Consider the following 19,286-nt stretch of genomic DNA (forward strand, 5'->3'; position numbering starts at 1 on the left):
AGGAGGACCCATGAGTAGCAAGCCCGTAATCGAGTTCCAGGAAGGCCCCGCGCCGACCGATCTGGTTATCAAGGACCTGGTTGTCGGAGAAGGCGCCGAAGCCGTTCCCGGTGGCACCGTCGACGTTCACTACGTCGGTGTCGAGTTCGAATCCGGCGAAGAGTTCGACTCTTCCTGGAGCCGTGGCGAGTCCATTCAGTTCCCGCTTCGTGGCCTGATCAAGGGCTGGCAGGACGGCATCCCGGGCATGAAGGTCGGCGGACGTCGTCAGCTCACCATTCCGCCGGAGCTGGCATACGGCCCCGCCGGTGCAGGGCACCAGCTTTCCGGCAAGACTTTGGTCTTCGTGATCGATCTGCTGGAAGCCAAGTAATTCACTGTGCGCTTTGTTAACCCCCGTCGTTAACAAAGCGCACAGCAAGCGAGCCCCGCACCATCAGGTGTGGGGCTTTCTTGTGACCCCTACGATCAGGACATCTACTTCTACGACACCTGTGAGATCGCGCCTGACGGAGCAATCCGTAGTCTCAGCGCCGCCACGCCCGTCGAGCCGATCAAAACTGGCATAGCTTGCCTCATCCGATGGGATGAAGTCGCGTACGCTGAGTTCATCGAAGAGCTGTGAAGAAGGCTCACGATGCCCAACGGCAAAGCCAGGACCATGACCGGCCGCCAGTCGTCGAAGGACAACACTTTCGGCTACGCCGCCGACAAGCCTGCCTCCAAAATCGGACCCATCACCGCCAAGGTGAAGGTGCAGGTTGTCGACAGGAATGGCGAGGTCGTCAAGACCGACGCCAACAACTGACTGACCTATTTGCCCCAACTGAGCAGCAAACGCGCCAGGTCTTCGAGACCTGGCGCGTTTCCTATCAACCGAGATTCGATCAGTGGTTCACACGCCGGGAAGAGGATCCACACGCGCGAAGCCATCAATTCTTCTCAGCGACAACGAGACAACCCAGCCAGCCATGCTGACAGGGTTGTCTCGTTCTGCGAATGAACTCAGAGCTAAATTCCAGTCGTGCTCACGATCTGCGACGTGCACACCTTCCAACCGTCCCCGGAATCGAGCAGGGCGAAGAAAGCGACAGCGTCGGCATCGCCGGTAGGGTCGTCGGGGCGGCCGATCGTCACCCGCGCGAACGTGTACGCGTTCATTGCGCTGTCGACCGTGGTGAACTCGAAGTCGTCCAGCCCGATGATGCGGACCTCGTCGTCAGCTCTGTTCGTTGCGAGACCGCCTCGTGACTCCTCCAAGGTTCGGGCCGCGACGTCGCCGCAGCTTCCCTGCGCGACCGCCTCCCAATCACCGGCGTTGTACGCGTTCACGACCGACTGCACAGCAAATTCCACAGGCTGTTCGGCGTCGGCGGAGGTAATCGATCCCGTCCGACTGCCGTCGTCGGTGTCCTTCGAGTCACCGAAGAGCCACACCGATGCGAACCCCGCCACCAGTGCGACGGACACACACAGGAGCAGGGTGATCCCTGCACTGATTTTTCGATCGAACAGGCGCACTCTAGTTCTCCTCGTTATCGCTCTCTGCGGAAATCGGGGTCAACTCGTCCCTTGACGACGAGATAGACAATTCTGCCCAACAACACCAGGCTCGATACCAGCATGACGTAGACAATGAAGGTGCTCGATCCGCCAATCAACTGCCAGATCGAATATATGAAAAACAATAATGCAGAGAGCCCCATCAAAATTTCCGACAGATCTAGAATTTTCATCGTTCACCTCCAAAGATGTGTTCTGAAATGATACTTTCACAAATCATAGTAGACGTGCGAACTTTAGGACACCTGAGATATCTATTCGCAACTGTCGTATTTCCAATCTCCGTTCTCCAACGTCCAGAGTCTGGAATATCCTTCGAGGATCGGTACGTCGATCCCGTCGAAGGTGATATCGACAGTGGCTTGACCGGGGGCACGAGTCGTGACGCGGTATTCGATCGATCCCTTGCCGGTGTCTTGTCCTTCGAAGAGTTCGGTGATCGCATCGTTGTATTGCTCCTCGTTCAGGGCACGGCGGCAACGCTCCGAACGGTACTGATACGCGCTACGCGTATCACCGCGCAGCAGATCGCTGTACATGCCGTCGACCGCTTGCCCAAGTCTTGCGTCCTGATCGACTACCGGATCGGAATCATCACGCACTGCCGCGATCAGCGCGATGCCGAGAACTACCGCGAGTAGCGCCACTACGGCGCCGATAATTGCAGTCTTCCGGCGGCGGGTTGGGTTCGCCGTTGCCGATGGAAAAGCCTCGTCCACAACTGTTTCCGAGGAGGTTTTCGTGTCACGGGTCATGTCGTTCAACTCCTTTCGCATGTCGTGATCTCAGGTCAGAGGGCGCACGTGGGCCAGGGCTCGCAGGAATGTGGCTTTGCGGTCGGCGGTGGGGTCGATTCGACGGTCGGCGGCGGAGTCTGCGCGGTGGGTTCAGGCTCCTGAGTCTGGGGCTGAGTCTGCGGCGGCGGGGTGTAGGTCTGTTGGGGGGCTTGGGTCTGTTGAGCCTGCTGGGTTTGCTGCGGCGCGGTGGTGGGGGCCGCTTCTCCGCCTTGTCCGCCGGCACCGTCGCCGTTGCCGTTTCCTGCGCCGTTCCCGGCTCCGTCGCCGTCGCCGGTGTCGCCGTCGCCGTTTCCGCCATCGTCCCCGAAAGCCTCATCCAGGAATGGGCCGCAAGTTTTGATGACGCCGCCGATTCCCAAAAGCTCCTGAATAAGAGAGAGGATATCGGGTTGCCCCTTTAATATGTTCCAGATCGAGTACGGGCTGGGATTCCGTTCAATCTTTTCGATAATCTCGTCTATTTGCCATGCGAGATCCGCACGTCGTTTCGCGATCTGAGCAAGAATTTTTGCTATTCGGGCGACTTTCAGAATCGGAACGATGATGTTGAGAATAGACACAGCACACACGGCGCCGTTGAATACGCAGGACCAGGACCAGCAACCGATCATCGATATCTGGCCGCTGTCGCCCATTCGGAACGAGTACGTTCCCGCAACCTGGTTAAGCGCCTCGCGGGATGGATCGATCTTATTCGGTGCGGAAGCGCCTTCCCCGGAGAGCGGATTCGCAGAATCGCGTGGTGTCGTAGGTTCTACCGCTCCGGAGGGGTCGCCCGTAGGCGTCGGAGCCGCAGAACCTTCGGGCGCACGACCGGTCGTCGGAACGACCGGATCGCCAGACGTGGAAACCCCGGGGACCGGGACGATAGGGGTTCCGTTGTACGTCGGCCAATTCGTCGGCGCGTTCGCACCTGCATTGGGCCCGCCGCCCGGGGACTGGGCTGTGGGCAGCCCCTGGGTCGTTGTCGGAGGTGACGACGTCGTTGTCGGAGGGCTACCAGGATCGACGCACACGTAAGGCACCGGCGGCGCAGGTGCCGGCCCAGGATTGCCTGGATGAGAAGCGGCCCAGCTGGCAGCCCACGCACTGTTGTACGCCGAGGTCTCACGAGAGCAACGCTCAGCCGGTGTTTCTGCTTCCGCGACCGTCGGCGACAACCCCGCGACAAGGCCGACGACCACCACAGCGCCGACAAAGGCGGATACAGCAGGCAACCATTTCATCCGATACCCCTGATCACAGATAGCTGAATACTAACTTGTCGGCAGACCGTACCAATCATCCCGATTTTTGCATGGTGGTACCGAGGCTGAAAGGGCCGCGAAATGAGATTCGGGAGAGAAGTCTGAAGCGCAACCATGCTTCTGAGCAGGGCAAAGTTAGGCGGGCTGGCTTGTGGTGCGCGTCACCGTCACGACATGATTACGGATCACCAACTTGTAACTGAAGGTCCGGGGCCGCGCCAGCTAGGAGGCGGCGACCTGCGTCGCTTTGTGACCGAAAGCGACCATTCTGAGCTGGCAGCGCAGTGGGATCGCAGCGCCCCCGAAATCCAGGCATACCGCGAGCGCTACACCATCACCGACATCACCTCAGTGGCCGGCGCGCCCGACCCGAAAACAAAGCCGACGCCGCGCCGAGCACGAACACGATCGAACACGAACAGCAACGCCGCGGACCGCGTCTGTAGACATCGGATCGGACAGACATCCCTGAAGGTGCTGAGATGTTTCTCCAATCATGTTCGTGTTCCTACGTCTTCTGTGAACCTGGCCGAGCCTGTGATGGCGCAAATGTGCCGCCTACCTAACCGAATTTGTAACCACGCACAATGAATCCCGGCGCCCGCACGTCGTGCTGTCCGGGGATCTGGGGTTCGAGTATCGATCCGGAGTTGTCGTGCTCCTCTACCGCGAGGACTTTCCCTACCTCAGTGCTGCAATCGAGGAGGGCGGCTTCGAGGACGGCAGTCCGGAGGGCGAGGCCGCCGGCGATGATGCTTTCGATTTCGGTTTCTCGCTGGGCCTTCTGCTCGACGGAACCGAGACGTTGGTTCAGCGGTCAGGACACCAGCGCGGTGGCACTGACGTCGTCGATGATCAGGTCGGTGATCAGCCCGCCCCGTAGTGCTCCCTCCAGGGCGGGCAGTTTTGCTGTTCCGGCGACGATACACACGCGTCTGGCGACCTTCTCGAAAAGGTCGAGTCGCGGTCCACTCGCGCGCTCGTTGAGTTCTATGCCGCGATAGCTCCCGTCGGACCGGAAGAACACAGTTGCGATGTCCCCGACCACTCCGTCGCGTCGAAGTGCTTCTGCTTCATCGGGTTCGAGGTATCCGGCGGTGTAGACGTGACTCGGTACGTTGCCACCCGGGACGCCGATGCTGAAGACCGCCAGGTCCATTCGCTTCTGCATGTCCAGTACTCGCTTGATGCTACGTTCGCGCCACAACTGTTCCCGGGTTTCCGGGTAGTCGAAGAATGCAGGGACCGGAAATCCTTGTGGCAGAGCGCCGTAGGCGTCGGCGATGGTTCTGATGATGTCGCTGGCGTAGGAAATTCCCGTGGTGCGGGTATTGGCAGCACCGTTGAGTTGCACGACGTAGGAGTTGTACGTGCGTTTGGGGGCGAGGTGCTTGCTGACTTCACTGAGAGTGGTTCCCCAGGCGATTCCCATCACCATGTCGCTGTCGAAGAACGAGGCCAACAGGCGCCCCGCGAAAGTAGCGACCTTCTCGAGTCGCTCGAGATCCCCCACCAGTTCCGGCACGGTCACTACGTGCGCGCGTACTCCGTACCGTTCCGAGAACTCGCGTTCGATGCGAGGCGCCTGGCCGTGCGGCGTGCTGATCTTGATCTCGACGAGTCCCGAAGTGCGTGCGTAGGTGATCAGCCTGGAGACGGTGGATCTGGAGACTCCCATGTCGCGCCCGATGGCAGCCATCGTCTGATCTTGGAAGTAGTAGAGGCGAGCGGCCTGAACGGCGTCGGCGATTCGTGGGTCCGCCGGGTCGGAGGTTGGGGAGTCGGAAGTGGGAGTTTCCATGGTTTCGTCCTGTCTGCACGTACGTGCAAGAGCACTGAACCGAATCTTATCCGAGTAGGACCAGGCTGAACCGTGCGATCACGCAAAGTCCCTGAAGTGTGTCTGTTACCCGCGTTACGGTGCGTCAATTGGCAATTTGCACATATGTGCATGAGCTATGCGTGAATGTGCAAAGGGCCTTACGCTACGAATGCAGCAGTCCAAACTATGACATGCATCACAACGAAGTGAGGGTGGGGATGGAGAAAGCCAAGCGATTGGGGCTTCTCGGTGAATTGGCGGCCGAGTTCGCGGGAACGATGATCTTGATCTTGTTCGGTGTCGGAGTGGTGGCGCAGGTGGTGTCCGGCGGGAGCGCAGGGGGTCTCGGTGGGCACGACAGCATTGCGTGGGCCTGGGGGCTCGGCGTGATGTTCGGCATCTATGTAGCAGGCCGGGCGACGGGTGCTCATCTCAACCCTGCTGTCACGTTCGCCTTCGCGATCTTCCGGGACTTCTCCTGGCGCAAGGTGCTGCCATACACGCTGGCGCAGACTGCGGGAGCCTTCGTGGCGGCGTTGATCGTTCGATGGAATTACAACGACATGCTCAACGCCATCGATCCCGGACACACCACGGCCACTCAGACGATCTTCTCGACCATGCCCGGAAACGGAACGCTTCCGGTCAGTCTCGGCTCGGCACTGATCGATCAGATCATCGGTACGGCCATCCTGCTGTTTCTCATCGTTGCCGTGACGGATTCCCGCGGCACTCCGCCGCTTGCGAATCTGGCGCCCTTCGTCGTCGGATTGATCGTGGTGGGAATCGGATTCGCCTGGGCGACCAACGCGGGTTACGCCATCAATCCGGCCCGTGACTTCGGCCCGCGACTGGCGTCGTACCTCACTGGCTACGGCAGTGCGTGGCGGGATCAGTACGGAAGTTTGTACTTTTGGGTGCCCATCGTGGGACCGCTGATCGGCGCTCCGATCGGGGTGTTCCTCTACGACAAGCTGGTTGGACGATTCCTGCCTGACGAATCGGTGGAGCAGGCGGCCGAGGAGCCGGCCACAATACCGGCGTGATGGCGAATCATCATCTCTGACAGTAAATCTTTCGCACTTTCTTCGACACCAAAGGGGTAGCACGATGGCGCAGTTCGTAGCCGCGATAGACCAGGGAACCACCTCCACTCGTTGCATGATCTTCGATCACAGTGGGCACGTGGTTGCCGTCGAACAGCATGAGCACTCGCAGATCTTCCCGCAGGCGGGTTGGGTCGAGCACGATCCGATCGAGATCTGGGACAACGTCCGCAATGTCACGGCGGGCGCCCTGGCCAATGCAGACCTGACCGCAGCCGACATCGCATCCGTCGGAATCACCAATCAGCGTGAGACGGCAGTGGTCTGGGAACGAGCAACCGGAAAGCCCGTTTACAACGCGATCGTCTGGCAGGACACGCGCACTGATCGGATCTGCACGGCGCTTGCGGGCGAAGACGGTCCCAAGAAGTACACCGAGGTCACCGGACTGCCGTTGGCAACGTACTTCTCGGGCCCCAAGGTCAAGTGGATCCTCGACAACGTCGAGGGCGCTCGCGACAAGGCCGAAGCCGGTGAGTTGTGCTTCGGCACGATGGACACCTGGGTGTTGTGGAACATGACCGGCGGCGTCCAAGGCGGAGTGCACGCCACCGATCCGACCAACGCCTCGCGCACCCTGCTGATGGATCTCGACACTCTCGCTTGGGATTCGGCGATCTGTGCCGACATGGGAATTCCGGAGTCCATGCTTCCCGAGATCCGCAGCTCGTCCGAGGTCTTCGGATTCGTCCGTGAACGTGGCACCCTGTCCGGCGTGCCGATCGCCGGAATCCTCGGTGATCAGCAGGCTGCAACCTTCGGCCAGGCCTGCCTCTCGCCCGGAGAAGCGAAGAACACCTACGGAACCGGCAACTTCGTGCTCCTCAACACCGGCACCGAAAAGGTGATGAGCAAGAACGGATTGCTGACAACGGTCTGTTACAAGATCGGCGAGCAGCCCACTGTCTATGCGCTGGAAGGATCGATCGCCGTGACGGGTTCGCTGGTGCAGTGGCTTCGCGACAATCTCGGCATGATCGACAATGCGGCTGACATCGAGGTGAACGCTCGCTCCGTGGAGGACAACGGCGGCGCGTACTTCGTGCCCGCGTTCTCGGGTCTGTTCGCACCGCACTGGCGCGCGGATGCACGCGGCGCGATCGTCGGTCTGACCCGGTTCGTGAACAAGGGGCACCTTGCCCGGGCGGTACTCGAAGCGACTGCGTACCAGAGCCGTGAGGTGATCGAGGCGATGAACCTCGACTCGGGTGTCGACTTGAAGGTGCTCAAGGTCGACGGCGGAATGGTCGCGAACGAACTCCTCATGCAATTCCAGGCCGATCTGCTCGACGTCGAGGTGATCCGCCCTGTCGTTGCGGAGACCACGGCATTGGGTGCCGCATACGCCGCTGGTCTCGCGGTCGGGTACTGGGAGAGCGAGGACGACATTCGCAGCAACTGGGCGAAGGACAAGAGTTGGACGCCGTCGATGGATTCGGCGGAGCGTGACCGGTTGTACGCAGGCTGGCAGAAGGCCGTCACTCGGACGCTGGACTGGGTCGACGCAGACTGATCGCGGCGCCCGCATTTCTACCTATTTTCAAGTGAAGGAACAGTTTTCATGAGCACAGCACAAGCATTGAGTCCGTCCTCGCGGGCGGAGTCGCTGAAGAAGTTGGAAGAAACCGAACTCGACGTCCTGGTCATCGGCGGTGGCGTGGTCGGTGCGGGTAGCGCGCTCGATGCCGCAACCCGCGGTCTGAAGGTGGGCTTGGTGGAGGCTCGCGACTTCGCGTCCGGAACCTCGAGCAGGTCCAGCAAGTTGTTCCACGGTGGACTGCGTTACCTCGAGCAGTTCAATTTTGCGCTCGTGTTCGAGGCGCTGCGTGAGCGGTCGCTGGTTCTGAACTCGCTGTGCCCGCATCTCGCGAAGCCGGTGCCGTTCATCTACCCGCTCGAGAAGTTGATCGACCGGCCGTACGTCGGTCTGGGCATCGGCGTCTACGACGTGATGGGCGCAGGCCGTGGGGTTCCTTCACACCACAAGCATGTGGGCAAGAAGAAGACTCTCGAATCGTTCCCTTCCGGAAAGCGTTCTGCTATAAGGGGTTCGGTCAAGTTCTACGAGGGTCAGGTAGATGACGCCCGCCACACGATGATGCTGGCGCGCACGGCGGCTGAGTACGGCGCCCTGTGCGTCAACAGCACTCGCGTCATCGGTTTTCTCCGTGAGGAGGACCGCGTCGTCGGAGTGAAGGCCGTGGATCTGGAAACGGGTCGCGCCTTCGAGATCCGTGCTCGCCAGGTCATCAACGCGGCCGGCGTGTGGACTGACGAGATTCAGGAAATGGTCGGTGGACGAGGACAATTCCAGGTTCGTGCCTCCAAGGGCGTGCACCTGGTTGTCCCGCGAAACCGGATCAATTCTTCGACCGGGATCATCACGCGGACCGAGAAGAGCCTGCTGTTCGTGATCCCGTGGGGAAGCCACTGGATCATCGGTACGACGGACACCGATTGGAACCTCGACCTCGCGCATCCGGCAGCGAGCCGAAGCGATATCGACTACATCCTCGGACATGTCAACAAGCTCCTTCAGGACGAGTTGACGCACGAGGACGTCGTCGGTGTGTACGCGGGGTTGCGTCCGTTGCTGTTCGGCGAATCGGATTCGACCAGCACTCTCTCGCGTGAGCACGCGGTGTCGAGTCCGGTCCGAGGTTTGACGGTGGTCGCCGGTGGCAAGTACACCACTTACCGCGTGATGGCCAAGGACGCTGTCGATTCCGCGGTGCACGGATTGGAACAGAAGGTGCCGAAGTCCTGCACCGAGCGTATCCAACTGGTGGGTGCCGACGGCTACTTCGCCGCGCACAACAATCGGCATCTCACCGCTGAGCGCACGGGTCTGCACGTTTCGACCATCGAGCACCTACTGGGTCGGTACGGCACTTTGGCTGACGAGTTGTTCGAACTCGTCGAGGCGCGACCGGAACTGGGGCAACCGTTGGACTCTGCTCCCGAGTACCTCAAGGCAGAGATTCACTACGCTGCGAGCCACGAGGGTGCACAGCATCTCGACGACATCCTGACCCGTCGTACTCGAATCTCCATCGAGGTGACCGACCGTGGCGACGCGGCAGCCGCGGAAGTGGCCGAACTGGTTGCGCCCGTGCTTGGTTGGACACCCGAGCACATTGCCGAGGAGATCGAGCACTACCGGTTGCGCGTTGCAGCCGAGCGGGAATCGCAGGAGCAGCCCGATGACTTGACGGCTGATGCGGCGCGCCTCGGTGCACCGGACGTTCGCACCGGAGTTACTGTCGGACAGGTTTGAGTTTGAGACACCAATGATCGGCCGGGACGCTGCGTCCCGGCCGATTTTTTGTGGAGTTGGTCAAGATCAGACGCGACTGCCTCAGCGGCACCTGAATCAACGCTCGAAAGTCAACAGCTGCAACCCTTCGCAACTCCCGGCAACCGTACGCAACTCTTTCTCTTCGTCCGTGACCTAAACGACACTGCATGGCGACGAGTGATCGAGAACGAGGAGTGTGACGGTGGTTCAACGGACGGCGCAGAAGCCGACAACGCCAGGATCGAAAAAGACCGGGGCCAAGCCTCATTCAGGGTTGGGTCGGGAAGCATTGCTGAAGGCGTACGAGAAGATGTCACGTATCCGTGCCTTCGAGGATCGCTTGCACGAAGAGAATGCAACCGGCGACATCCCCGGCTTCATTCACCTCTACTCGGGCCAGGAAGCCATCGCCGTCGGAGTGTGCGAGAACCTCAGCGACGCCGACTACATCGGATCCACACACCGCGGTCACGGGCACTGCATTGCCAAGGGCTGTGACCTCAACGGAATGATGGCGGAGATCTTCGGCAAGGACGACGGCCTGTGTCGCGGCAAGGGTGGTTCGATGCACATCGCCGACCTGTCCGTGGGAATGCTCGGCGCCAACGCGATTGTCGGCGGCGCACCGTCGTTGGCGATCGGTGCAGCACTGAGTGGTAAGACGCTCGGAAACGGAGTCATCGCAGCCTCGTTCACGGGTGACGGTGGATCCAACCAGGGAACCGTCTTCGAGGCGATGAACATGGCTGTGGTGCTGGATCTTCCGATCGTCTTCGTGATCGAGAACAACGGATTCGGGGAAGCCACCGGAACCGACTACGCCGTCGGTGCACCCGACATCGCGGCGCGCGCCGCATCCTTCGGCATGCCTGCCGTCAAGGTGGACGGCACCGACTTCTTCGCGGTCTACGACGCAATGGCGGAAGCATCCGAGCGTGCCAGGACCGGCGGTGGACCCACCACGATCGAGGCGGCGGCATTCCGTTGGCACGGCCACTTCGAGGGCGACGCGCAGCTGTACCGCACAGCGGAACAGGTTGCGCAACTGCGGGAAACCAAAGATCCGCTCAAGAACTTCCGTAGCAGTGTCGACGCGAAGAAGGTCAGCGCCGCTGATCTGGACGCGGTGGACGAGCAGTCGCGAGTGTTGGTGGACGAGGCGGTCGCGAAGGCGCGCGCCGCGGCGTATCCGCCCGTCGAGAATCTGCTGACCGATGTCTACGTGTCGTACTGAGGAGCCCGAGATGACAAGCGTGGAAGCCAAGAACGTGTCGAAGAAGACTTACCGCGAGGCCGTCAAAGAGGCCATCGCCCAAGAGATGCAACGAGATCCGAGCGTCGTCCTCATCGGTGAGGACGTACGCGGCGGGCATGCCGGTACCAATCCCGACCTGGAGACGAAGAAGATCGAGGCGTTCGGCGGTGTCCTCGGTGTCACCAAGGGCCTGTGGACGGAGTTCGGATCGGAGCGTGTGATCGACACCCCGATCACCGAATCCGCGATCATCGGAATGGCTGCCGGAGCCGCACTGACCGGACTGCGGCCGGTCGCCGAGTTGATGTTCATGGACTTCTTCGGAGTTTCCTACGACGCGCTCTACAACCAGGCTGCCAAGTTCCGCTACATGTTCGGTGGCAAGGCCAGAACTCCGCTGGTGGTGCGAGGCATGATCGGCGCAGGATTCTCCGCCGCTGCACAGCATTCTCAGTCCCCGTACAACGTGTTCGCGGCGGTGCCTGGTCTGAAGGTGGTCGCTCCGTCCAATGCCTACGACGCCAAAGGTCTTCTCATCCAAGCTATCCGGGACGACGATCCCGTCGTCTTCTGTGAGCACAAGGTTCTCTACGACCTCAAGGGCGAAGTGCCGGACGAGCCGTACGCGATTCCGTTCGGCGTCGCCAACTACACCAGGCAGGGCGACGACGTCACGATCATCGCTTTGTCCGCGATGGTGAACCGCGCCAACGATGTTGCGGACAAGCTGGCAGCAGAGGGTATTTCGGTGGAGGTCGTCGATCCTCGTACCGTCTCTCCCTTGGATGAGGACGGCATCCTCGAATCCGTCGCGTCGACCGGACGCGTCGTGATCGTCGACGAATCCGCCGCGCGCTGCGGCTTCGGGCACGACGTGGCCGCGCTGATCGCCACCAAGGGTTTCAACTACCTGAAAGCGCCGATCGAACTGATCACGCCGCCGCACACGCCGGTTCCGTTCTCACCGACCCTCGAAACTGCTTGGCTGCCTGACGCGGCGCGCATCGAAGAGTCGGTTCGCAAGCTGGTGAGAGCCTGATCATGGCGGATATCAAAGCTATCGACATCCCCAAATGGGGGCTCTCCATGGAGGAGGGATTGGTCAACGCCTGGCTCATCGGGGAAGGCGACTCCTTCACCAAGGGCCAATTGATCTGTGAGATCGAGACCAGCAAGATCACTAACGAGCTGGAGGCGCCGTTCGACGGTGTTCTCCGCAAGATCGTCGGCACACCGGGGCAGACTCTGCCCGTCGGTGCCGTGATCGGTGTGTCCGCCGACGCGTCCACGACGGATGCGGAGATCGAGCAGTTCCTCGCCGCGCGCGGCGCAACCGCGCCGGCGGAAGAGCCGTCACTGTCACCAGCTGCCGCGCCGGCGGCTCCCGCGGCACCTCTGCCGACTCCGGCTGCGAAGGTGGTTGTTGCACCGAAACCTGCACCAACCGGCGCCACCGTCGCACCAAGCACCGTCGTACCGAGCGTTCTACAGGGCACGACGCAGAGTGACGTGTTTGCTAGTCCTCGCGCACTCCGACGTGCCGAAGCACTCGGAATCGATCTCGCCGCCGTGGTGGGTACGGGCCCACTCGGCCGGGTCAGTGTCCGAGACATCGACGACGCGATTCGCGATGCCGGTGGCACTGTTGCGCCCGCGGCGACGGTCACGAGATCCGGACTTCCGCTGCGATCGACTATCGATGACAGCGCCGTGCCGGCCACCCCGGTCGCACGCAGAACTGCGCGATCGCTGGGCGTCAATTTGCATGACTGTCGTCCGACGGGCTCGAGGGGGCGCGTCTGCGTCGCCGACGTGCACGACGCCGCCCGTTCCGCGCAGCTCCTGCCAGACCCGGTGGCTGAGACGGGAACCGTTGCCGTCGAACCCGATTACGAGACAGTTCCTTTCACACCCATGCGATCGGCAATCGCCGGTAGGTTGCAGGCGTCCAAGCAGCAGGCTCCCCATTTCCGGCTCTCGACGGATCTCGAGCTCGATGCGCTCCTCGCTCTGCGCAAGGAGATCAATTCGTCCGTCCCGGCGGTCAAGCTGTCGGTCAACGACTTCATCGTGAAAGCCTGCGCCGCTGCGTTGATGAAGGTGCCGGACGTGAACGTTCAGTTCGATGCTGCGAACGAATCGGTTCTTCGATTCGCGTCGGCGGATGTCTCGGTGGCAGTTGCACTTCCGACCGGGCTGATCACGCCCATCGTGCACAGTGCGAACACCAAGTCGTTGGCGGACATCTCAGGTGAGGTGCTCTCGTTGGCCACCAAGGCGAAGACCGGCAAACTCCGTCCCGAAGAATTCCAGGGTGGGACCTTCACGGTGTCCAACCTCGGTATGTTCGGGATCAAGGCCTTCGACGCGATCATCAATCCGCCCCAGGGCGCGATCCTCGCCGTTGGTGCGGGGGAGAAGCGGGCCGTGGTGGTCGGCGACACCGTCTCGGTTCGGACGCTGATGACCGTGACTCTCTCGTGCGATCACAGGGTGATCGACGGAGCGTTGGGTGCAACCTTCCTTCGGGAACTCCAGCGCTTTGTTGCGTCTCCCGCGCTGATGTTGGTGTAAGGGGCTGTGGTGGAAAGCAATACGTCTCAGAAGTATGACGTTCTTGTCATCGGCGGCGGCCCGGGTGGGTACGTTGCGGCGATCCGGGCTGCCCAGTTGGGGTTGAGCGTTGCGCTGGTCGAACGTGATCGCCTCGGTGGTATCTGCCTCAACTGGGGCTGTATCCCCACCAAGGCGATGCTTCACGGCGCGGATGTTGCGCATACCTTGAGCGAACTCGACAAATACGGATTCAGTTCGGCGTCTGTTGAATTCGACATCTCGAAGTTGGTGGCGTTCAGCCGTGGCGTTTCGGAGCGGTTGTCCGGCGGTGTTGCCTATCTGATGAAGAAGAACGCCGTCGACGTCATCTCCGGCACTGCGAAGCTGGTGGACAAGGGCGTCGTATCCGTGGAAGATCGGACGTATCGAGCCGACCACGTGATCATTGCAACCGGCGCCCGGCCGCGCTCGATTCCCGGTGTCGCTCCGGACGGCGACCGGGTGTGGACCTACTTCGACGCACTCGTCCCGACGGAACTGCCGAAGTCGCTGCTCGTGATCGGGTCCGGCGCGATCGGAGTCGAATTCGCCAGCCTGTACCGCGATCTCGGCACCGAGGTGACCATCGTGGAGATGGCACCGCACATCATGCCGGTCGAAGACGAGGAGATCTGCGGCTTCGTTCGCAAGCAGTTCGAGAAACGGGGCATCACGATTCACACCGGGGCCTCGGTGTCGTCGGTGACCGTTGGCGCCGACGCCGTCGAGGTGAGTGTGCAGACGAGCAACGGTGTCCAGGCGTTGACCGTGGACCGGGTGTTGGTGGCGGCCGGAATTACCGGCAACGTCGAGGATCTCGGGTTGGAGGCCGTGGGCGTCGAGATCGAGCGCGGTGCGATCGTCACCGACGAGTGGTGCCGTACCAGTGCTTTCGGGATCTACGCCATCGGTGACGTGGCGGGCGCTCCGTGTTTGGCGCACAAGGCAAGTCACGAGGCCGTCTTGTGCGTCGAAAAGCTTGCCGGTGTGCCCGACGTTCACCCGCTCGATCGCGACTACGTTCCTGGTTGCACGTATGCCCGCCCGCAGGTAGCGAGTCTCGGTCTGACGGAGAAGCAATGCGCCGACTCTGGTCGCACGTTGCGGGTCGGGCACTTCGACCTGCAAGCGAACGGCAAGGCATTGGCGATCGGTGAGGCAGAAGGCTTCGTCAAGACGATCTTCGACGCCGATACCGGGGAACTGCTCGGCGCGCACATGGTCGGTCCGGATGTGACCGAGCAGATTCAGGGCTTCGGAATCGCCAGATCCCTCGAAGCCACCGGCGAGGATCTCGCCGAGGTCGTGTTTGCTCATCCGACGCTCTCGGAGGCAATGCACGAGTCGGTGCTCTCGGCGCTGGGGAGACCCCTCAACGCGTGAGCACAGTCCGCGTGCGCGAACGCCGTCCTACGTTCACGCACGCGGACAACGCTGCAACCGGGTGCAACGCTCGCTTTCGGTGACCCCGTCGCATAGGACTGGAGTGTGATCGGCGCAACGAATCGACTCGAACCGGCTCTGGGTAGTGGTGAAGACCCGGCGCAGTACGCACGTGTTCTCGAATCCGTGTACGAAGCGACGATGTCGGGGCGCAAGCCGCCTGCACGTCCGCGCTCCGTCATCGCGAATTCGTGGTCGCGTCTGCGCGCACTCGGACTCGATCCAGAGCGGTGCTCGATCACCAAGACGGGCCGCGAATCCGAGATCGAAGAGGGCAGACGCGCCGCCGGCATGACGGAGATCTTCGACGTGGCGGTGCACGGTCTGGCGCCACTCGTCGGCCCAGGCGACGCGAGTCTGATCGTGGTGGCGGACCGCCACGGGCGCATCCTTTGGCGACACGGGCCCAGTCGAATGTTGGATCGGGCCGAACGGCTCGGGATGATCGAGGGTGCGTCGTGGACCGAGGAAGCTGTCGGGACCAACGGGATCGGCACTTCCTTGGCGTCAGGTTCGGCAGTACAGGTGTTCTCGGCCGAGCACTACTCACGCTCGCAGCATCCGTGGACCTGCTCCGGAGCGACGGTTCGGGATCCGCGTAGTCGCCGGGCCATCGCCGTCGTCAACGTCGCCGGCGCAGCAGACACGGTCCACCCGTCGACTCTCGCGCTGGTGGACAGTGTGGCCAGGCTGGCGGAATCCGCACTGCGGGAGAAGCATCGAATCGGATTGGATCAGCTCCGGATGATCTCGGCGTCGACACTGGCTCGCGCGAGTCAGCCGACAGTGGTCGTGGACCGTAGTGGCTGGGTCGCGGCCGTGGATTCGATGGCGCCGATCTACCGCATCGCGCTGCCGAAAGTGATGAGCAGCGGCGAGCATTGGCTCCCGTCGCTCGGTTTATGTATGTGCGAGCCGCTTCCGGGTGGTTGGCTCATCCGTCCTCAGCTGGACCCGACATCCGGAACTGTCTGTGCCGAAGTCGAATTGGACCTGCGAGATCCGAATGCGATGGAACTGCGATACTCCTCGGCCATGGGAAGTTGGAGTATCGACCTCAGCCCGCGCCATTCGCAGATCCTCCTCGCTCTGACGCAGACGTCCGAGGGCCTCACGGCCTCGCAGCTCGCCTCACAGCTGTTCGGCGATCCGCGCAAGACGGTGACCGTTCGGGCCGAGATGTCGAGGTTGCGTAAGCGATTGGCCGGAATCCTATTGGCGCAGCCTTATCGCTACGACCCGGCTATGCGGGTAAAGACCATCCCTGCTGTGCGCCTTTATTAACCGCGGGGGCTTAGTAAAGGCGCACAGCAGAGCGGCGCGAACGCCTCACCTGCGCGTACTCGTAGCCGTTCTGCCAGGTCACGGTGGCCACCAGCACCCAGATGATCCACATGGTGGCCTTGCACGATCACTACGGCTGCCCCAACACCACGTTCCTCGCCGGTCCGACCTTCACGACGGACTTCGCCGATCCGAATCCGGTGGCGACGGGCGGATCACGCCGATCCTCGACGAGTACCAAGCGCATTGGTACCTCGACGACGTCGAAGGTGTTGCCGCGATGGTCGATTACGCGCAGAGCAAAGGCTGGGTCGACGAGGACGGAGAAGCGCTGCCGGCGCACATCGTTCGCCGGCAGTAAAAGGGGAACGGCTCAGACCATGTCGTTCTTCTGCAGCCATCGCAGCGTCGGCCAACCGCAGAACACCGGGAGCCAACAGGTCAGCACTCGGTAGAGCAGGACCGACGGGACCGCGATGCTCACAGGAAGTCCGAATGCGGACAGGCCGCCGATGAGGGCGGCCTCGACGGCTCCGACGCCACCCGGTGTCGGAGCTGCCGAGGCCAGCGTGCCGCCGATCATCGTCACGATGGTGACGGTGATGAACGTCGTTCCGCCGCCGAATGCTTCGACGCTCGCCCACAGCGCCAGAGCGGCACCGAGAGTTGTTGCGGCGCTGCCGCCCACGATGATGAGGAAACGCGTGGGGTTTCGCGCGAGCTGGCTCAGTTCACCCAACACTTCGGTGATCTGAGGACGCAGATCGTCGCGCAGCCACCCACGGAGCTTCGGGATGAACATGAATGCGCCGAGAACTCCGAGCGCGACTCCGCCCGCCAGATACAGAACAGTGGATCCGGGGATGAAGTGCGAGAGATTTGTATCGCGGCCGGCGACGACAGAGAAGAAGATCAGCAAGCCGACATGGGTGACCACCTGAACCGTCTGTTGAAGCGCGACAGCGGCCGTTGCGCGGACGGTACCGAGCCCGCCCTTCTGCAGGAACCGCACACTCAGGGCGAGCCCGCCCACTCCGGCGGGAGTTGTCGTCGCCGCAAAAGTGTTGGCCACCTGCATGATCAGGAGGTTGCGGTAACTGACCATCGACGACGCGCACGCCCACAGGGCCGCTGCTGCGCCGACGTACGTCAGCGCGGAGACGCCGAGGCCGAGCATCGCCCACCACCAGTTGGCTGTCTTCAGTTCGGTGATGAATGCCGGTACCTGGCTGATGAACGGATAGGCGACGTAGACCAGACCGATGAGCAGAACGAGCTGGATGAGTTGATTGCGACTGAACCGGGTGACCTGTGCGGGAGCGACTTTCTCGATCCCGTTCTTCGTACCGACCTCGTCTCGGATCTCGGTCATCAGTTTCGCGGAATCCGCGACGGTCCGCCGGATGCGGTTGGGCAACGCCGCAGTGGTCAATCGGCCCGACGCCGCGAGAATCGTGTCTGCGCCTTGCGCGCGAATCGCGGCGTCCACCGCCGCGTCGACGCCGAACAGTGATGCGGTGGCGAAAAGAAGTTGAGCGTTGTCGGACTGCATCTGAACTTCGGTGGCGCCGAATTCGGAGTATGCGTACCCGCCGAAGAGGATGGTCCCGCCTTCGACACGAATCTCGGAAGCGCGCAGGTCGCCGTGCGCCATCTGGTGCACATGAGCGGTATGCAGTGTTTGCCACAGCGCGTCGATCAGTTTGGTGGATTCTTCCTCGCCCGCCTGGTTCTCGACCGCGACGGCCAGGGGGATGCCGCGAGGACTCGGGCGCGCGTACATCTCCCACCCGCGATCGAGGACCGAGATGGCGACGGCTTTGGAGCTGGCCAGACCGATGTCGGCGAACGCGATGCCCATGAGCGCCCGGTGTTCGACGGCACGACGAAGCGATCCGTAGGGCGGAGGAGTTTCCCGGTTCCGGAACGAGATCCAGCGAAATGTCTGTCGAATTGCTCCGCTACTTCGCTGGTTCTGTCCGTACAACTCGACGATCAATTCGTCGAAGGGTTCATCGTCCGGTGCTTTGTCGATGGCGGCAGACATGACGAGAGGCCCGATTCCGGAAGGGCTCACGACGCGGAAAGTGGTGACCCGGTATCCACGCCGCGCGAGTACGCGCACTGCCGAGTCCAGCGGCACTTCGAGGGCTGGTGTGCCGACGACCAGAACGATCACAGCGCCGATCAGATACCCGACCGCGAGACCCAGCATCGAGCGGGCGGGAACGATCGAGCTGACGATCAGGTGAATGGGAGCAAAAAGCAGAAGCAGCGTCCACCAGGCTCGTCGCCACTTTTTCGGAAGCCACGGGCCCGAGACGGTGAGCACCGCCGCGAGCATCGCGATCCATCGTGGATCGTCGAGGAATTGAGACAGGAACGTGGCGTCGAGTCTGTCCGGGACGTCGAGGTGCCACTTGGGCGCGGCGAGGCCCGTTCCGGTGAAGGAGAGCGCGACACCGGCGCAGAGGCCGGCGGCGGCGTATCCGGCCAGCAACTTCCATCGGCGACCGACGATCAGTCCGATCAGAATGGCGAACGGTAGCGCCAGAATTGCGATGCCGTAGAGCAGATACACGGTGTCTGACAGGCTCGGCGACAGAACGCCGACGATGTTGGACACCGACGTCTCGAGGGCGTCCCACTGACTTCGAGTGATCAGAGATCCCGCGATAACGCCGCCGAGCAGCACGGCAGCGATGGCGACCCGCATGATATCGCTTGTACGGCGGTGCAGTGGTGGCAGGAGACTTCCCGTTACCGGGATCTCCCGTCCGTCTACTCGCATCTCGCCAGAACTCTCTTCTCTCGGGGATACTGACCGTCTCAGTTACCTCGATCAAGGTACCGCGTGGGGGTTCGGAGACTGGGAA

17 protein-coding genes are annotated in these 19,286 nt (G+C 61.9%); 11 read left to right on the top strand and 6 right to left on the bottom strand.

Going from position 1 to position 19,286, the window contains the following annotated elements; translation table 11 throughout:
- Nucleotides 1–10 precede the first annotated feature (10 nt).
- Both R4P65_RS26700 and R4P65_RS26705 read left to right on the top strand, forming a co-directional pair.
- A complete protein-coding gene (locus R4P65_RS26700; RefSeq protein ID WP_019744913.1) occupies nucleotides 11–373 on the top strand; it encodes an FKBP-type peptidyl-prolyl cis-trans isomerase in 363 nt (120 codons plus the stop codon).
- A 264-nt stretch (nucleotides 374–637) separates the two neighbouring features.
- Nucleotides 638–808, top strand: a complete 171-nt coding sequence (locus tag R4P65_RS26705) for a hypothetical protein (protein WP_317828748.1) — start codon at nucleotides 638–640, stop codon at nucleotides 806–808.
- Between the two features lie 203 nt (nucleotides 809–1,011).
- Here R4P65_RS26705 and R4P65_RS26710 read toward each other — a convergent pair whose 3' ends face one another.
- The 3 genes from R4P65_RS26710 to R4P65_RS26720 form a co-directional block, all read right to left on the bottom strand.
- Nucleotides 1,012–1,521, bottom strand: coding sequence for a hypothetical protein (locus R4P65_RS26710; protein WP_317828749.1), 510 nt, complete (start codon nucleotides 1,519–1,521; stop codon nucleotides 1,012–1,014).
- Nucleotides 1,522–1,817: 296 nt separating this feature from the next.
- Nucleotides 1,818–2,318 (bottom strand): hypothetical protein, encoded by a 501-nt coding sequence (locus tag R4P65_RS26715; RefSeq protein ID WP_317828750.1) that lies wholly within the window; start codon nucleotides 2,316–2,318, stop codon nucleotides 1,818–1,820.
- 35 nt (nucleotides 2,319–2,353) lie between these two features.
- Entirely contained in the window at nucleotides 2,354–2,995 is a 642-nt protein-coding gene (locus tag R4P65_RS26720; RefSeq protein WP_317828751.1) for a hypothetical protein, read from the bottom strand.
- A 1,267-nt stretch (nucleotides 2,996–4,262) separates the two neighbouring features.
- Between R4P65_RS26720 and R4P65_RS26725 the strand changes: the two genes are divergently transcribed.
- Entirely contained in the window at nucleotides 4,263–4,490 is a 228-nt protein-coding gene (locus R4P65_RS26725; protein WP_317828752.1) for a hypothetical protein, read from the top strand.
- Here the strand turns inward: R4P65_RS26725 and R4P65_RS26730 are convergent.
- Nucleotides 4,425–5,408 carry a sugar-binding transcriptional regulator gene (locus R4P65_RS26730; RefSeq protein ID WP_317828753.1) on the bottom strand — a complete coding sequence of 328 codons (984 nt, stop codon included), beginning with the start codon at nucleotides 5,406–5,408 and terminating at the stop codon, nucleotides 4,425–4,427. The genes R4P65_RS26725 and R4P65_RS26730 overlap by 66 nt on opposite strands.
- A 239-nt stretch (nucleotides 5,409–5,647) precedes the next feature.
- Here R4P65_RS26730 and R4P65_RS26735 point away from each other — a divergent pair, with 239 nt between their 5' ends.
- The 8 genes from R4P65_RS26735 (at nucleotide 5,648) to R4P65_RS26770 (ending at nucleotide 16,410) form a co-directional block, all read left to right on the top strand.
- The gene (locus R4P65_RS26735) at nucleotides 5,648–6,475 is read left to right on the top strand and encodes an MIP/aquaporin family protein (RefSeq protein WP_230814743.1); all 828 of its coding nucleotides are present in this window, start codon (nucleotides 5,648–5,650) and stop codon (nucleotides 6,473–6,475) included.
- 64 nt (nucleotides 6,476–6,539) lie between these two features.
- A complete protein-coding gene (glpK, locus tag R4P65_RS26740) occupies nucleotides 6,540–8,048 on the top strand; it encodes a glycerol kinase GlpK (RefSeq protein WP_230814506.1) in 1,509 nt (502 codons plus the stop codon).
- A gap of 48 nt (nucleotides 8,049–8,096) precedes the next feature.
- Nucleotides 8,097–9,812, top strand: a complete 1,716-nt coding sequence (locus R4P65_RS26745; RefSeq protein WP_047270936.1) for a glycerol-3-phosphate dehydrogenase/oxidase — start codon at nucleotides 8,097–8,099, stop codon at nucleotides 9,810–9,812.
- Between the two features lie 331 nt (nucleotides 9,813–10,143).
- On the top strand, nucleotides 10,144–11,067 hold the full coding sequence (locus R4P65_RS26750; protein WP_317828793.1) for a thiamine pyrophosphate-dependent dehydrogenase E1 component subunit alpha: 924 nt from the start codon (nucleotides 10,144–10,146) through the stop codon (nucleotides 11,065–11,067).
- A 10-nt stretch (nucleotides 11,068–11,077) separates the two neighbouring features.
- Nucleotides 11,078–12,127 (top strand): alpha-ketoacid dehydrogenase subunit beta, encoded by a 1,050-nt coding sequence (locus R4P65_RS26755; RefSeq protein WP_317828755.1) that lies wholly within the window; start codon nucleotides 11,078–11,080, stop codon nucleotides 12,125–12,127.
- Between the two features lie 2 nt (nucleotides 12,128–12,129).
- Nucleotides 12,130–13,662, top strand: coding sequence for a 2-oxo acid dehydrogenase subunit E2 (locus R4P65_RS26760; protein ID WP_317828756.1), 1,533 nt, complete (start codon nucleotides 12,130–12,132; stop codon nucleotides 13,660–13,662).
- Nucleotides 13,663–13,668: 6 nt separating this feature from the next.
- Nucleotides 13,669–15,066, top strand: coding sequence for a dihydrolipoyl dehydrogenase (gene lpdA, locus R4P65_RS26765; protein ID WP_317828757.1), 1,398 nt, complete (start codon nucleotides 13,669–13,671; stop codon nucleotides 15,064–15,066).
- Nucleotides 15,067–15,171: 105 nt separating this feature from the next.
- Complete coding sequence (locus R4P65_RS26770; protein WP_317828758.1) at nucleotides 15,172–16,410, top strand: helix-turn-helix domain-containing protein; 1,239 nt, start codon at nucleotides 15,172–15,174, stop codon at nucleotides 16,408–16,410.
- 130 nt (nucleotides 16,411–16,540) lie between these two features.
- Here the strand turns inward: R4P65_RS26770 and R4P65_RS26775 are convergent, their stop codons facing one another.
- The gene (locus R4P65_RS26775; RefSeq protein WP_317828759.1) at nucleotides 16,541–16,753 is read right to left on the bottom strand and encodes a hypothetical protein; all 213 of its coding nucleotides are present in this window, start codon (nucleotides 16,751–16,753) and stop codon (nucleotides 16,541–16,543) included.
- A gap of 30 nt (nucleotides 16,754–16,783) precedes the next feature.
- Nucleotides 16,784–19,201, bottom strand: coding sequence for a lysylphosphatidylglycerol synthase transmembrane domain-containing protein (locus R4P65_RS26780; protein ID WP_317828760.1), 2,418 nt, complete (start codon nucleotides 19,199–19,201; stop codon nucleotides 16,784–16,786).
- Nucleotides 19,202–19,286 lie beyond the last annotated feature (85 nt).

The organism is Rhodococcus sp. IEGM 1318 (assembly GCF_033142465.1).
Lineage (GTDB): Bacteria > Actinomycetota > Actinomycetes > Mycobacteriales > Mycobacteriaceae > Rhodococcus_F > Rhodococcus_F qingshengii_B.

Coding starts and splice junctions, on each gene's coding strand:
- glpK (WP_230814506.1), top strand. CDS start 6,540: ATGGCGCAGTTCGTAGCCGCGATAGACCAGGGAACCACCTCCACTCGT.
- R4P65_RS26715 (WP_317828750.1), bottom strand. CDS start 2,318: ATGACCCGTGACACGAAAACCTCCTCGGAAACAGTTGTGGACGAGGCT.
- R4P65_RS26730 (WP_317828753.1), bottom strand. CDS start 5,408: ATGGAAACTCCCACTTCCGACTCCCCAACCTCCGACCCGGCGGACCCA.
- R4P65_RS26720 (WP_317828751.1), bottom strand. CDS start 2,995: ATGGGCGACAGCGGCCAGATATCGATGATCGGTTGCTGGTCCTGGTCC.
- R4P65_RS26700 (WP_019744913.1), top strand. CDS start 11: ATGAGTAGCAAGCCCGTAATCGAGTTCCAGGAAGGCCCCGCGCCGACC.
- R4P65_RS26780 (WP_317828760.1), bottom strand. CDS start 19,201: ATGCGAGTAGACGGACGGGAGATCCCGGTAACGGGAAGTCTCCTGCCA.
- R4P65_RS26735 (WP_230814743.1), top strand. CDS start 5,648: ATGGAGAAAGCCAAGCGATTGGGGCTTCTCGGTGAATTGGCGGCCGAG.
- R4P65_RS26745 (WP_047270936.1), top strand. CDS start 8,097: ATGAGCACAGCACAAGCATTGAGTCCGTCCTCGCGGGCGGAGTCGCTG.
- R4P65_RS26705 (WP_317828748.1), top strand. CDS start 638: ATGCCCAACGGCAAAGCCAGGACCATGACCGGCCGCCAGTCGTCGAAG.
- R4P65_RS26750 (WP_317828793.1), top strand. CDS start 10,144: ATGTCACGTATCCGTGCCTTCGAGGATCGCTTGCACGAAGAGAATGCA.
- R4P65_RS26760 (WP_317828756.1), top strand. CDS start 12,130: ATGGCGGATATCAAAGCTATCGACATCCCCAAATGGGGGCTCTCCATG.
- R4P65_RS26755 (WP_317828755.1), top strand. CDS start 11,078: ATGACAAGCGTGGAAGCCAAGAACGTGTCGAAGAAGACTTACCGCGAG.